Origin of the sequence: Pirellulimonas nuda (assembly GCF_007750855.1) — a bacterium.
GTDB classification, from domain to species: Bacteria; Planctomycetota; Planctomycetia; order Pirellulales; family Lacipirellulaceae; genus Pirellulimonas; species Pirellulimonas nuda.
Genome location: NZ_CP036291.1, coordinates 1,488,356 through 1,501,701, shown reverse-complemented (window position 1 = coordinate 1,501,701; position 13,346 = coordinate 1,488,356). Strand labels below are relative to the sequence as shown.

General features: G+C 65.5%; 7 protein-coding genes. 1 reads left to right on the top strand and 6 read right to left on the bottom strand.

Annotated features, from left to right (window positions below):
- Positions 1-566: 566 nt before the first annotated feature.
- The 6 genes from Pla175_RS06370 to Pla175_RS06345 all read right to left on the bottom strand — a co-directional run bounded on the left by Pla175_RS06370 (position 567) and on the right by Pla175_RS06345 (position 12,558).
- Positions 567-1,013, bottom strand: a complete 447-nt coding sequence (locus tag Pla175_RS06370; protein ID WP_145282253.1) for a hypothetical protein — start codon at positions 1,011-1,013, stop codon at positions 567-569.
- Between the two features lie 18 nt (positions 1,014-1,031).
- Entirely contained in the window at positions 1,032-2,702 is a 1,671-nt protein-coding gene (locus Pla175_RS06365) for a tyrosine-type recombinase/integrase (protein WP_145282248.1), read from the bottom strand.
- 780 nt (positions 2,703-3,482) lie between these two features.
- Positions 3,483-4,994: a hypothetical protein gene (locus Pla175_RS06360; RefSeq protein WP_231954220.1), complete on the bottom strand. Its 1,512-nt coding sequence runs from the start codon at positions 4,992-4,994 to the stop codon at positions 3,483-3,485.
- A 120-nt stretch (positions 4,995-5,114) separates the two neighbouring features.
- A complete protein-coding gene (locus tag Pla175_RS06355; RefSeq protein ID WP_145282245.1) occupies positions 5,115-6,974 on the bottom strand; it encodes an alpha-L-fucosidase in 1,860 nt (619 codons plus the stop codon).
- 113 nt (positions 6,975-7,087) lie between these two features.
- A complete protein-coding gene (locus Pla175_RS06350) occupies positions 7,088-9,562 on the bottom strand; it encodes a hypothetical protein (protein WP_145282242.1) in 2,475 nt (824 codons plus the stop codon).
- Between the two features lie 170 nt (positions 9,563-9,732).
- Positions 9,733-12,558: a sulfatase-like hydrolase/transferase gene (locus Pla175_RS06345; RefSeq protein ID WP_145282239.1), complete on the bottom strand. Its 2,826-nt coding sequence runs from the start codon at positions 12,556-12,558 to the stop codon at positions 9,733-9,735.
- A gap of 380 nt (positions 12,559-12,938) precedes the next feature.
- Between Pla175_RS06345 and Pla175_RS06340 the strand changes: the two genes are divergently transcribed.
- On the top strand, positions 12,939-13,340 hold the full coding sequence (locus tag Pla175_RS06340; RefSeq protein WP_145282237.1) for a sigma factor: 402 nt from the start codon (positions 12,939-12,941) through the stop codon (positions 13,338-13,340).
- Positions 13,341-13,346 lie beyond the last annotated feature (6 nt).

The following is a 13,346-nucleotide window of genomic DNA, read 5'->3' as shown; positions in this document are numbered from 1 at the left end:
AAGACTTGCGTGACACCCAACGGTGCGAGCAGACGTCCTGCGCAGAGATGCGAGGCCTCGGGGTCTGATTCTACTACCCCAATCCCATCCTGCTCGTCGCCCCACTCCCCTCTCCTGTCCGCGGCCTCGTATACGATCCGAGGGCGGGTCGACTGACAAGCGGCCCGCCACATTGATGCGACATCCCGTCGACGCGAGTATGCATTAGACGAACACTGGGGGCATCGATCCTCCCCATCGACAAGATTACGCGGAGACTCGCCAGCTTCGTGGTGGGGGGGTCCTGCCCTCTCTGTCAACGGATCGTTGCAGATCGACGTGGCCTCAACGGTGGCGGCGTCTCTTTCGGATGGTATCTGAGGTCCAAAGCGACATAAGCACTGTGCTACCCGTACCCGAGGCTCGCTCCAGTATGCGGCAGAGAGTTTCCAAGCGTCTTCAGGGCAAAGACCTTGGTCTAGCGCGCGCCCGAGCTCGAACCATGGGATGAGGTAGGTGTGGGAGAATTCGAGGGCCGCCTGAGTGAGCAAATCAGTCGCCGGGCGGCTCCACGTAGCGAGCACATTTCAAAATACGCCAATTTCTGCCTCACGAACGCATTCGTTTGAGGCGCCCTGATCCTCCATGATATTTAGTTCTGCGCGTTGATCACGGAGTTCGGGAAGCGTGCTCTCGTAGAAAAATTCGCCGCGGCGGTTCCGCTCGACGAGAGCGTACACCTTGCTCACCAAATCGAGGAACCGCCTCGTCTGCGGGCTGATAAGTCCGCTGGGTAGATCGTTAGAAATGCGGCTGATCAGTTCGAGGGCGGCACAATAGTGATCATCGGCATATGGCCTGCTTGAGAGGACAGCGGCCGGCGCGTCCTCGACGACAGCGTCATCGATCAACGCATATTGATCCAAGTGAAACCGAATGCGGTTGACTCGTCTGCCGAGTTCAATCGCTGCAGTCTTCTGCGGGCCTGAAGGCTTCGTCACTTCGTCCGGTCGGCTCGACGCAGGTTCGGTCATCTGATACTCCCCAGCTGATTACTTGTCGCCGGCTTCCTCTGCTTCCGAGGCCTCAGCGAAGCACCCCGCCTGCCGATAGTGCTCGCCAAGCCACGCGATGGCCTGGTCGAACAACGCCTGTGGGGGCGCCGCGTAGTGCTTCTGGGCCATCGACTGCGGTGCGTGTCCAAGGAAGTGGTCCTTCACTCCATTGTACTGGGGGTGGTCGTAGAGCAGTGTCGCCGACGTCTTCTTGAGGTTCTTGAAGGACTTGCCCTTGTCGAGATCAGCCGCCTTGGCCGCTCTCGAGAACGCACTGCGGACCGCGTCGGACTTCTTGATCCGGCCATCGGACTCCAGCGTCACCTGAACCAACGGTTTCCCTCCGCGATTGAGCAGCACCCGCTCTCCCGCGGGATCTCCCGCGTACTTCTTCAGCAACTCAAGCGTCTCTGGCCAAAGTGGGTAGCTTACGCGCGGGACATCGTGATGGTCCCGCGTCTTGGACCGCTGCCGGCAGATCCGGCCCGCCTCAATGTCGAACTCTGACCAGTTCAGGTCGGACATGTCGGTTTGGGTCATGGACGTGTTGAGCGTCACCAGCATGTAGAGCTTGAGCCGCTCCGGGGCGGCGTCAAAGAGCTTCTTGATCTCGTCCAGGTGGAAGGTCACGATCCGTGAGGGTGGGTTCACCTTGATCGCTAGGCCCTTGGACTTGCCGTCCAGCAGCCGCGGGAGCTCGGCCAACACGTCGTTCTGCCACAGCCACTTCACGAAGCTCTTGGCGGTCGTCAGCTTGTTGTTGGCGGTCGCCTCGGACATCTCCTTGGAAGCAACCTTCTCCAGCAGCATCGTCCGAAAACTGCTCAGGTCGGCGCCGGTAAGCCCGCTGGCCGGCTTGCTGCCCCCCGTGTGCTCTCGAAAGGTTTCGAGGTGCTTGGAAACCGTGTGGACTCTCCCCGGGGTGAGGGCGCCGGCGGCGGCATCACCTTGCTTGTCCGCCACAAACCTGTCGACGTAGGACTCCAGCGTCTGATCAGTCTCGACCTTGGGCCCTTCGCGGTCGAGGCGGTCTTTCCAGACGGCCTCTTCGACGGAATAAAAATTATCAGGGTCGGGCAGCCACTCCTCACTCACCCCGTTGGGGGTGTGCCAGGGCTGGGCGCTCGCATCGGGCCGTGCCGGCGTGCGGGGCAGATCGATCCGCTCGGGAACTTCGAGCCCTTGCTGCTGGTAGAACTCTTTGATGAAGGCAGACCGCATGTCGCGGATCGTCTCCTCGTTGAGCAGCCCGGAAACCACGGCCTTGGGCTCACGGACTTCTGCAGTAAAGTAAGCCGCCAACGAGAAGCGTTTATCGAATGGGACGGGCGGCCGTTTGGTGCTCATGGCACGCAGATCGGCAGCCCGCTTGGCCGCGACCTCGGCCGTGCCCTCTTCTTCGTTCTGGTTGGCGATCTCAAGGACCCGTTCCCAATTGGCGATCTCGTCCACGTACTGCTTGTCGACGGGGCCGTCGAGCTCCGCATCCACCGTGATTTGCCAAGCGTCAAACGCCTTAAGGGCCGCTTGATAGGCGTCTCGGTCGCTCTGACCGGCGCCGCCAGGGGCTCGAAAAGTTTTGCCCCGGTAGACCTTCCTCCAGCGACCGGCCCTCCCTTGGGCGCCGGGCAGCCAGGTCAGCTTGAGCTTCCTCGCGGACGAAGCCATGGCTCGGTGATACACTCGGTGATACAATTCGTGTGGCGGTTGGTGTAATATATTGTATCACCGACGGTCGTTCAACCCTTTGTTTTAAGTCTTTTTGCGATTCGTCCTTCGCGTTCACACCGCGGAGGTCAGAGGTTCGAGTCCTCTGCCGCCCACTCGGCCCAAGTGCTGTTTCGGTTTCGTTCTCGGGAAAGTTCGACCGGCCAATCCTATCGTCGCTGGCGATGGGGTTCGCACGGTCGCCGGTCTCTGACGAACCCTCTTGGCCTATCTCTCTTGGCCTTTCTCTCGCGGCTGACCCAATCGCTTTGCCTTGACGGCCATCAGTGCTGCGTCTGCTTGCCCCCGTCGTCTCTCGGCCGACCGCGGGCCTTCAGGTGCTTGGATGACTACGGACCGGCGCGAAAGCGCTGTTCTTAGTTTTGTCCTTTTGTCCCGCCATCGGCCGCGTGCTTTTCGGACAAAACCCCGACCCGGCCGCTACGCGTAACGACTTACGACGACGGCGGACCCGGGCGCCCCCCCACCGGGGTGGGACAAACCCCTTCTCGGGCGGACACCCGCGGCCCCGATCGGACACCTGCGGGACAAAACCCCGCACCCTCCCCTGCCCCGCCTCGGGACGCGGCCGGCGCGCAGGCCCCCCGCTACCGCAAGGGTGCGGGGCGGCGAGACCGGCGTGCATTGTCGGAGATGGGGTGGCTATTTGCGAGGCAGAACTCGGCGATTCTGGGCCCCGGCCGACAGGCGAGCGGCCCAGCGACTGGGGCGCAGGCCTGCCTATTCGGTGAAGGAAAGGGTGACCTTGTCGAGGATCGGCTTGGATGCGTTCTGCGTCGTGTCGGTGAGCCGGACCTCGAAGGCGAAGCCGTGGCCGGCAGGCAGGCCGGTCAGGTCTAAGCGGGCCGGCGTCTTGGCCACCTGCTTGGCGAAGCCGGGGGTGTAGTCGTAGCCCTCTTTCACGGGCCGCCAGTCGGTCCACTCGTCGATCGATCCGTCGTTGTCGGTGTCGACGCCGGCCCGCGCCTCGACCCGCTCGACCCACGGCCCCGGGCTCACAAAGTCTTGCTTCTGCTGCGTGGCCAGGTAGAACCGCCCCTCGGCGAACATCACGTCGGGGTCGGGGTGCCCCTGGCCAAGTTGGCCGCACCACTCGAAGGGCTCATCGATCCCCGCGGCGGTGAAACGCCCCACGCTCATGTGCTGGCCCTGGGCCGGGTCGAAATCGCAGAACAGGTAGTACCGCCCGCCGATCGCGATCGCCGCCCAGTCTCCGTAGGCGTTCTGCTCCGGCTCGTGGATCTCGTATTCGGCGACGTTGGTGGGGTAGTTCTTGGGGTCTTCCACCGCCCAGTGCGGGTGAGTATAGGTCCCGGTCTTGCCGGTGGGGGAGGTCCGCTCGTCCACCGGCGGCGCGAGGATGGTGAAGCCCCCGATCCCGTCCGCGCTTACCGCGTGCGACGCCAACGGGGAGTCCCACGCGTGCGTCTTGGCGTTGATCGGGCTCCAGTCTTCAATGATGACGTGGAAGGCGCCGTCCAGCGAGCGGATGAACCCACAGTCGGAGCCGTGCGTCGGGTCCTTGAAGGCGAGCCCCATGTTCTTGCCCGGCTTGCCGTCCGTCAGGTCTTCGTCGATGTACAGGTGGGGGTCCTGGTCGTTGGGGAAGTCGTAGTAGAAGTAGGCCTTCCCATCGGCAAACTCCGCGGTCGTCATCCACTTGCCCACGCGCTCGGTGATGGGCCCGTGGTGCACCCAGTTGACCATGTCGCGGCTCTGCCAGGCGTGGTAGCCCCCCAGCGGCTTCTGCAGCCCCCCCGGCGCGTCGTACTGGTTGGGGAAGCGCGTCGTCCGCAGCGGCGTATCGAACCCGCCGAGCGAGGCCTCCTCCGACTCGAACGCATTGCCGGCCTGCTGCGCCCTCCTGGCGCCGAGCGAATATCGGCCGAACATCCAGTAGTTGTCGGGCCCCAGGCTCAGACAGACCGGCGCGTCTCCCAGGTTCACCGGGCCGATGTTGGCGATGGGCGCCCAGTTGTCCCACACGGGCGACTGGTCGATCACCAGGGACTGTGGCGACCGCTTTTCGCGAAACGTCTTGAGCTTGCTGCGGTAGGTCGCCTGCTCTGCGGTTGGAGAGGCCATGCCCCCCTCAAACTCCAGCGAATCGCTCTCCGCCGCGTTCGCCTGCCACTCTTCTTGGCTGTCGATCGTCCAGGTTTGCTGGGCGGGCGCCGTTGAGGCCAGTGCGAAGGCCGACAGGACAAACAGTGGGATTCGTTGCGTTCTCATTGGTCTGTCTTCCGTTCCTAGGAGTTGATCAAGAAGGTGTTGTCGCCAACTGCGGCTGGGGCGTGTTAACTGCGAAGGGTGGAGGTGGTTTGTGCGCGCGGCCGACCTGCAATGGGGGGTCTACTGCAATGTTATCTCAAGTGCGTAGCCCTGGGCGCCGGCGCCGAGCCCGCGTAGGTCGACCCGCAGCGCCTCATCGTCCTGGTCCCACTGTGGGGCGGCGTCGCTGCCCAGCAGTCGTACCCCCGTGACGGTCCCCGCCCGTTTGGCGAGCGAACCGATCCGCGCCGAAGTCGCTTCCGGGGCCAATGACATGGCGTAGACCTTGTCGTCCTTGGCGCTGAACCAGAACTCTGCGGCCGAGGGGGCCGCGGTGGTCCGGCGACCGCCGCCGGAGGGCCGTTCGGGTCCTCCTTCGTGGGCGGTTGTCCAGGGGCTGGCGCCGAACAGGGCGTCCGAGTTGGCATGGACCCATTCTCCCATGGCGTGGAAGTTGTCGACGCACGCCTGCGGCACGTCTCCCTTGCCGTCGGGGCCGATGTTCAGGAGGTAGTTGCCCCCCTTGGAGACGATGTCCAAGAGGTTGGCCAGCAGGTCGTGCGGGCTCTTCCACTGGTTGTCGTACGCCTTGTAGCCCCACGATCGGTTGCCGGTTCCGCAGGTCTCAAAGTGTTTGCGTAGCAGGTCGCTCGCGTCGGGGGTGCGGTTGTCTCCGGCGTCGTAGTAGTCGCCGAAGTCGTAGCCGACGCGCCGGTTCACCAGGATCCGAGGGTTGAGCTCGTAGACCATGCGGTAGAAGCGGAACGCCTGGGCCTCGGTGATGAACCCTTCCCCGTCGAACCAGATCAGACGCAGGTCGGGGAGCAACGCGATCAGCTCGGCGACCTGGGGGTAGGCCTTCTTCTCGAGGTAGTCCGCGTGGGTCCCGGGGCTGGGGTCCCACCCGTTCTTTCCGTTCAGGTTGGTGGCCAGGCCAAGCTTCTGGTCGCGCGCCTGGACGGCGGCCAGGTTGCCGTCCGCGCCCTCCATCCAATCGTTCCCGTGCGAGTAGTAGACCCCAAAGGCTAGGCCCTGGTCGCGGCAGGCGTCGTACAGCTCCCGGACGAGGTCTCCCTGGTACGTGGTTGCGTCCGCGATATCAAACGTTGAGCAGGCCGAGTCGTACAGGGCGAAGCCGTCGTGGTGCTTCGCCGTGATCACGACATACTTCATGCCGGACTGTTTGGCCAAGCGGGCGATGTTCCTGGCGAAGGAGTGGTCGGGATTAAACCGCTGCGCGAACGCACGGTACTCGTCTCGTGGGATCTGGAAGGCGAACATCAGCCACTCGGCCACTTTGGGGCCTTGGCCCTCTTCCATCCGCCGCCCCTGCCAGCTTCCCGCGGCCTCGGAGTAGACGCCCCAATGGATGAACATGCCGAAGCGTGCGTCCTTAAACCACTCCAGCGCCGCCTGCTTCTGGGGCGAGCGGTGCATCGCGAGCCACTGCGGGTAGTACTTCTTGGAACCGACGTGGATCCTGCTGGCGGAGTAGACCTTGGGGACGAGCCGCACCTGGAGCAGCGGCGCCTCGGACTCTACCGAGATGGTGTGGCGGCCCTCGGGCCCAAGCGTCACGGCGGCGGGGTCCTCGAGGACCATCCCGTCCTCGATCAAGTACGCCCTGGTGAGGGGGCCTTCGAGCCGGCGCTGATCAACACGGACCACCGCGGACTGGGCTGCGCCCGCGTGCTGCGGGGAGACGACCAACTGCACCACGTAGGTTCCGGCGCTGTGCAGCGGGAACTCCCAGACCAACCCGCGTCCCTCCGGGGTTGCCTGCGCCACGTCCATCACCACGCACCCGTCTACGCGTTGCGCGATCTCGCTAGCGGCGTCTTGGGCCCGGGCGGCTGGGAAGGGCTGCACGGCGAGCAGCACAAGGAGCACGGCGCAGCGGCGGGCCGCGCCGCGGGCGCCGGGTAGCGGGATTACGTGCATGGCGATCTCTTCAAGGGGGCAATGCGCCGGCGGCGTGGGCCAGCAGCGCGGTCAACACGGTGATTCGTGGCGTACAAGAAGAGGGGGCAAGGTTGCAATGGGGGGTGAGCACGCTACTTTTCTGGCGGGTCTCGCACCCAGTGAATCGTGCGGACCGAACGACCCGATGATTGTCCCGGGGGCCTGAGCGAGAGGGTTGCTGTCCACGCGCCCGCGGTCCGGTCGAAGTCGACCTGCGGCTTGGCTTCTTCGGGGAGACGCTCGCCGAGCGGCGTCCGCTTTCCGCCGGTTGATTCGAGCAGTTGCCAGCCGTGTGGCGAGGGGAGCCCGACGATTTGCACCGGCACGAGCCCCGCCCCGCCAGTGAAGTCGAAGGAGAGTTGCTCGCGATCGTGCGCCGAAACGACCGGCGGCCACCGGGTGGTTGCCGGCTCGCCGTCGACGCTGATCTGCGGGGCGTTGCCCGCCGCTTCCCAGGCCGTCATCCGCCAAGTGTCTGCGTGTTGTTGCAGTTGCTCCGCCAGCGGCTGATCGGCGCCATAATAGTCCGAAGCGGCCCGCGGAAAGACCGCCACTTCGAGCAGCATGTCGACCGAGTCGCCCTTGCGCAGCTTCTTGACTCCGGGCGGCGGCACGAGCTCTGCGCTGAGCCCCCCCGACTGAGTGCGGTATCCGGCGATCCAGGGGGTCTTCGACGGCCTGCCATCGAGCACGGCCTGGTAAGCGCGGATCATCAGCCCACGGGTCCCCCCGCCGAGGTTTGCCTCTGGCGCCGCGTCGCCGCCGGTTAGCGTCACCCATGGCTGGCTTCCCGCAAGCGCGACCGGCTTCGTGACGTACTCCCACTGCCCAACGCGGGGCGTCTGGGTCTGAAGCAGTTGCGGGCCTGCCCCGCACGACAACTGTGTCGAGTTGCCCGAGTTGTAGTAGTCGGCGCCTAGTTGGAAGAGCGCCAAGCGTTGGAACTCGACGTCTTCGTGCACCTCCAACCGCGCCCGCAGGTAGACCCGCAGAAAGTCGTCGCTGCGCCCGAGGTAGACGTCCGTCCTCAGCAGCATCGAACCATCGGCCGAGCGCTCTGCTACCCGCACCTGCGCCAGGTTGGGGCCCCCCGCCACGAAGTCGGAGACGACGCCGCCCCACGGGAGGTACCGACCTTGGGGGTCGACCGCCACCATCGTGTCGCAGCCACCGACGTTGGAGGTCCATCCCCACGGCTTCTTGCTCGACTCGCTTAACACCATCAGCGGTCGGAGGTCGGTCAGGAACGCCCGACGCTGCAGCCGCCCCGGCTGGATGCAGACGTGCTCGCCCCAACTGCCGAGCGCCATTTGTGTCCAGAACCCGTTGTGACCCCATCCAACCAGCGACAACTGAGCCGCAGACGCGGCCGGGGCGCCCTGCCAGCTCGTGTGCACGATGACGTACCGCAGCTCTCTGACGCTGTGCGGCGGGACCGTAACGGCGGCGCTGCCGTGGATCCACGAGCCCTCGTAGGGGAGACGCTTCTCTTGGGACCGGTGCCAGTTCTTGCTCGACTGCACCGGGATGCCCGTCGGCCTCCCCTGGCTGTCTTGAAGCATCGGGACGAACCCGGTGATCGGGTGCGTCGGGTGGATAAACCGGAGCTTGACCTCCAGCGGCCGGTCTCCCGTGTTCTCAACGGCAAACGGCGCTTCGGTGATCCGGTGGAGGTCTCTCGGGTAAGTGGCGCTCGACCGCTGGAGCCACGCCGGCCTGGCCAGGCGTACCTCCCAACTACCCGACGCCGGGTCCCAACTGGCCGAGTTCCGCTCGTCGGCACAACGAACGCGTGCGTCCCCCGCCTCGACGTTCCAGGGCGTGAGCCGACCGTCGACTACGCGGAACCCCAGCCGCAGGGTCGTCGGGCCTGACGGACGGGCGTCCTCGGCGGACACACGGTGCGAGAAGCCCAACGCCGGGGCGTTCCAGCACGCCTCGATGTTGCGCACTTCGCCACGCTCGTCGTCGCCCGCGGCGTCGAGCACAAACTCCAGCACGCCCCGGTCTTCCCAGACGCGGAGGTCGACGTGCCCCCGGCCGGGCGACACACGGCCGGCGTCGTCGACCCATTCGATCCCGTACAGGGCTGCGTGCTGAAAATGGTTGCCGCTCTCGATGATACGGACCGGGTACTCAAGCCCCCGCCTGCCGGAAGGGTCCCTTTCCTCGCCCGGGGGACAGAGCCGAGCCCGGCAGCGCGCCCCGCGGACCTGGGCGGTGAGCGTTAACTCAGACCGCTGCCAGTCCGACTCGGGCAGGCTGGGGTCGACGGGCGTTGCCGGATCGCCGGCCGGGGGGCCGAGCGTCATGCGCGGGATGTCCAGCTCCCGGCTATCGATCAGCATCCCGTAGTGCGAGGAGCGCAGGCCCAGGCGGTCGGACCCGGTGGGGTCGCTGCGGGCCGGTCGGTCGGCAGAACCGGTTTGGAACGAGGCCGCTGGACCGTCGATCCAGGACAAGAAGACTCCGCGCGGAGCCCCCTGGGCGTGGCCGGCCCACGCAACAAGCAGCAGCAGAGGGCTCAGCGACGCGAACGTGAAGCTTGTTCGTGCGTTGGAAGTCATCAAAAAGGATGCCTCATGCTTCTACAACGCACGCACAGCGCTTCAGCGAAGAACCGGGAAGCCCCCATTGTGTGCGGGGGGCGTCTGCCGACCGTCCGATTCTAACCTCCGCACGACCGGCGAGGGAACACGCACGAGCCGCCGCCCCCGTTCGGGCCGGTGCTTTGCGCCTACCGACGATAGCCCACCAACGCGGCCAGGCACCCCACCACAATCGCGGCCAGGCCGGCGGGTTCTGGAACGGAGGTCAACGCGGCGAAGCCTTCCGGCGTGGCGCCCGCTTGGGACAGGTAGGCCGCCTTGAACGCGCTGAAGTCGTCGATATCGATCACGCCGTCCAGCGTGAGATCTCCCAACAAGTAGGCTTCGATCGGGGACAAGCCGACAGCGGCGTCGGAGAACATGTTGTCGCGGAGGATCCTCCAGTCGTTGGCGTCGATCGCACCGTCGGGCCTGCCCGTGACGCCCGTCACATCCGAGAGGTCGCCCAGTCGCGGCTCGAAGGCGAGCGCCGCGTTGTAGTGGGCGTTGCCGAAGCCGTTCGTCTCAAGCAGCACCCGGGCCGTTTCTTCGGTCGCAACAAACATCCCCACCGCGTACTGCCCCAGGTAGTCCGGGGGGTTCGGACCGGCGGGGTTCCCGACCACGTCTACCGAGTTGCCCAGGGCAGAGGCGAACGTCATGGTGCGTCCGTCCACCGCTTCTCGCAGGTCCGTGAACCACGCCTGCACCGCGTAGAGCTTGCCCGCGGTCAGCCCCGTGAACTCTAGCGACGTCTGGGTCCCCCCTCCATATGTGAAAGAATCGAGGAGCCCGTCGTAGGGGGCGTCGCCCGACGAGGCCCCCTGCAGGGCCTCCGACGCCGAGCCGTTGGGCAGGTTGTTCACGACAAACGACACGCCGTCTACTACCACATCGCTGGGGCCCCCCGTGTAGGCGGCGACGATGTTTCCCGATTTCGCCAGCGTCAGGTCCCCCAAACCGGCCGTGTTCTGGGCGCTCCGCCACTGGATGTTGACCTCACCCGCCTGCGGGTCGGGGGGCGCGACCCAGCCGGGCGTGAAGACCTGCACCTCGTCGAGGGCCAGGACCGAAGCGGCCGACTCCCGCGTCACGCGGACGTACTGGCCGACCTTGGCGTTGTTGTTCAGGTCGATCGTCAGCCAATCGTCGCTGCCGTTGATCGTCAGCAGCCCCGAGGCGTAGACGGGGTTCATCGCCGGGTCGAGGATCTCTACGCGGATGTCGCTGAGCCGCAGCGCGGCGTCGTTGTCCAGGGTGTTGTGCAGCGCGATCTCGCCGATGGTTTGGCTGGACCCGAGGTCGACCATCCACCAGGGGTTGTCTTCTACGCCGGTCTGGGCCGCGTCGGTGCGGACCAGGGTTGTGCCCCCGCCGATGCCGCCGGGCAGCGTGCTCTGGACGGCGCCCGCCCCGTTCACGGCCATGCCGGCGCTAGCGCCGGAGCTCTGGGTCGCCGTCTTGCCGTAGGCCATGTTGATCCCGATCCGCCCTAGCTGCCCGCGGGCAGGGTCGTTCCACTGGGCCTGCTGTTCGTCCATGGTTTCGGCTAACTCGTTCAGCACGGCCGTGTACTGGGGGTCGTGCGATAGATCGTCGGTCTCGTCCGGGTCTGACGTAAGGTTGAAGAGCTGCGTGCGGTTGATCTGGGGGTAGTGGATGACCTTCCAAGCCTCGGCGCCATCTACCATCTTGACAGAGCGCTGGATGTGGTTGCTCGGCGACGGGGAGTACGCGCCGTACACCACTTCGTGCCCGGCGAACGCGTCGCGGGTCGCCTGGTCCGTGCTGAGGGCCGCGGCGAAGCTCTCGGCCTGGACGCTGGGGTCGGTAGCGACGCCGGCCAGATCGAGCAGCGTCGGCAGCGAATCGTGGAGGTAGATGTTCTTGTCGCTGACGCCGGTGTTCACCGGCACGCCCCCCACCGCGCCCGCGACGATATAGGGGACACGGAGCGTGTGCTCGTAGATGTTCTGCTTCCCGACCAGCCCGTGCCGGCCGATCGACATGCCGTGGTCCGAGGTGAAGACGATCAGCGTGTTCTGGAGGTCGGAGATGTCGTTCACGCCGGGGGTTAGCCCCTCGTACTCCAGGGCCGTGTCGATCACCCGCTTGATCTGGCTGTCCATGTACTCGATCACGGCGTGGTTCTTGCTGATCTCGTTGCGGATCGTCCGCTCGTCGCGGTTCTGGCCGGCGCCATCGACGGAGTTCTCGTCACGGACGTTCAGGTGGCCGTTGTCGAACGGGGCGGCGCCGAGATAGGCGCTGGGGAGCGGGTCGTAGCCGCTCAGCGGCGCCGACGGGGCGGGGCTGCCGTTCTTGGCGCCGTGCAGGTCTAGAAATGACTGAGGCGCGTTGCGGGGGTCGTGCGGGCTCGAAAGCCCCAGGTAGAGCAGGTAGGGGTCGGAGTCGTTGGCTTGGACCTTGCCATTCAGGTAGGCGATCCCTTGATCGGCGAACCACTGGCTGGCGGTTTCGCCGCGTTGGTCGCTCTCGCTGTGCGTGGTGAACGTGTTGGTGGCGTTGTTGTAGTCGTTTCCAGACTTGCCGAACCGCGCCGTGTCGTAGCCGGCCGCGTTGAACAAGCCCGGCAGCGTGTTGGCGTTGTCGACCGCAGAGCCGGCTTGGTTGGAGCCGGGGGCGTTCCACATCGAGCGGCCGGTCATGATCGCCGTCCGCGAAGTCACGCAGACCGCGCCGCTCCAGCCACCCTGGTTGTACGCGTTGACGAACGTCGTCCCCTGATTGGCGAGGGCGTCAATCGTGGGCGTGTTGATGCTGCCCGCCTGGCTGGCCCCGTTGCCAAGCGACGCCTGGAGCGCCGCGAACGACACGGCGTCGGCCGACATGTCGTCTGCGATGATGTACAGGATGTTCGGCTTCTGGCCGGCGGCCAGGCCGACCCAGACGCCAAGCGTCAGCAGACCCACGGCGGCAACCGCCCGTTGGAAGAGGCGAGTAGGTGCGAACAAAGCGGACTCCTCGTAGGCGCTTTAGCGCTGGTGCGAAACTCTAGCGCCACTGCCACGCGATCCGCCGAGGCCGACCAGATGCGGGGGATGCTCAAGAAAGGGACGTTCAAGAAAAGTTACCAGGAAGCAGGCGAAGCGGACCGGACCGGCCAACCACACAGGAAATAGGCGCGCCCGGAACGAGATGAGACAAATTTCTCTCGGTTCTGTCTTTTTCTTATCCCCTTTCGTCACTCCAGCGCCTAATTAGTGCGACGGGCCCCGCCGCCCTCCCTTGCACTGCTTATTCTCGTTCTCGTGTCGCTAATCCGCAACTAGTCTCCGCTGTCGGGTTTCGGTCCATTCGATCGGACCTAGCCGCCGGTTCTACCTCGCCACCCATGCCCAAGCCGCCGCAAGCAACCCAGTCCGACCGATCGGCGGCGTTCGTGACGCTGCTGGCCGCCAGCGAACGACAGTTGGCCGGGTTTGTGCTGGCGTTGCTGCCCAACTTCGCGGACGCCGACGAGGTGCTGCAAGAAACCAAGCTCCGGCTGTGGGAGCAGTTTGACGGCTACGACCCCTCCCAATCGTTCGACGCCTGGGCAAGGAGCGTCGCCTACTTTCAGATCCTCACCAAGCGAGTTGACCTCCGTGCCGGGGGACAAAAACGCCACGCCGGCCAACGGAGGGACAACCGGAAACGGATCGGTAGACATCAATTACAATTGGACCGTGCTGAGCGCGCCGGGGTCGTTCACCGACCTCAGCGAGTTGGAGTTCGACCGCGACGGCGAAACTGACATCAC

Coding starts and splice junctions, on each gene's coding strand:
- Pla175_RS06370 (WP_145282253.1), bottom strand. CDS start 1,013: ATGACCGAACCTGCGTCGAGCCGACCGGACGAAGTGACGAAGCCTTCA.
- Pla175_RS06365 (WP_145282248.1), bottom strand. CDS start 2,702: ATGGCTTCGTCCGCGAGGAAGCTCAAGCTGACCTGGCTGCCCGGCGCC.
- Pla175_RS06360 (WP_231954220.1), bottom strand. CDS start 4,994: ATGAGAACGCAACGAATCCCACTGTTTGTCCTGTCGGCCTTCGCACTG.
- Pla175_RS06355 (WP_145282245.1), bottom strand. CDS start 6,974: ATGCACGTAATCCCGCTACCCGGCGCCCGCGGCGCGGCCCGCCGCTGC.
- Pla175_RS06350 (WP_145282242.1), bottom strand. CDS start 9,562: ATGACTTCCAACGCACGAACAAGCTTCACGTTCGCGTCGCTGAGCCCT.
- Pla175_RS06340 (WP_145282237.1), top strand. CDS start 12,939: ATGCCCAAGCCGCCGCAAGCAACCCAGTCCGACCGATCGGCGGCGTTC.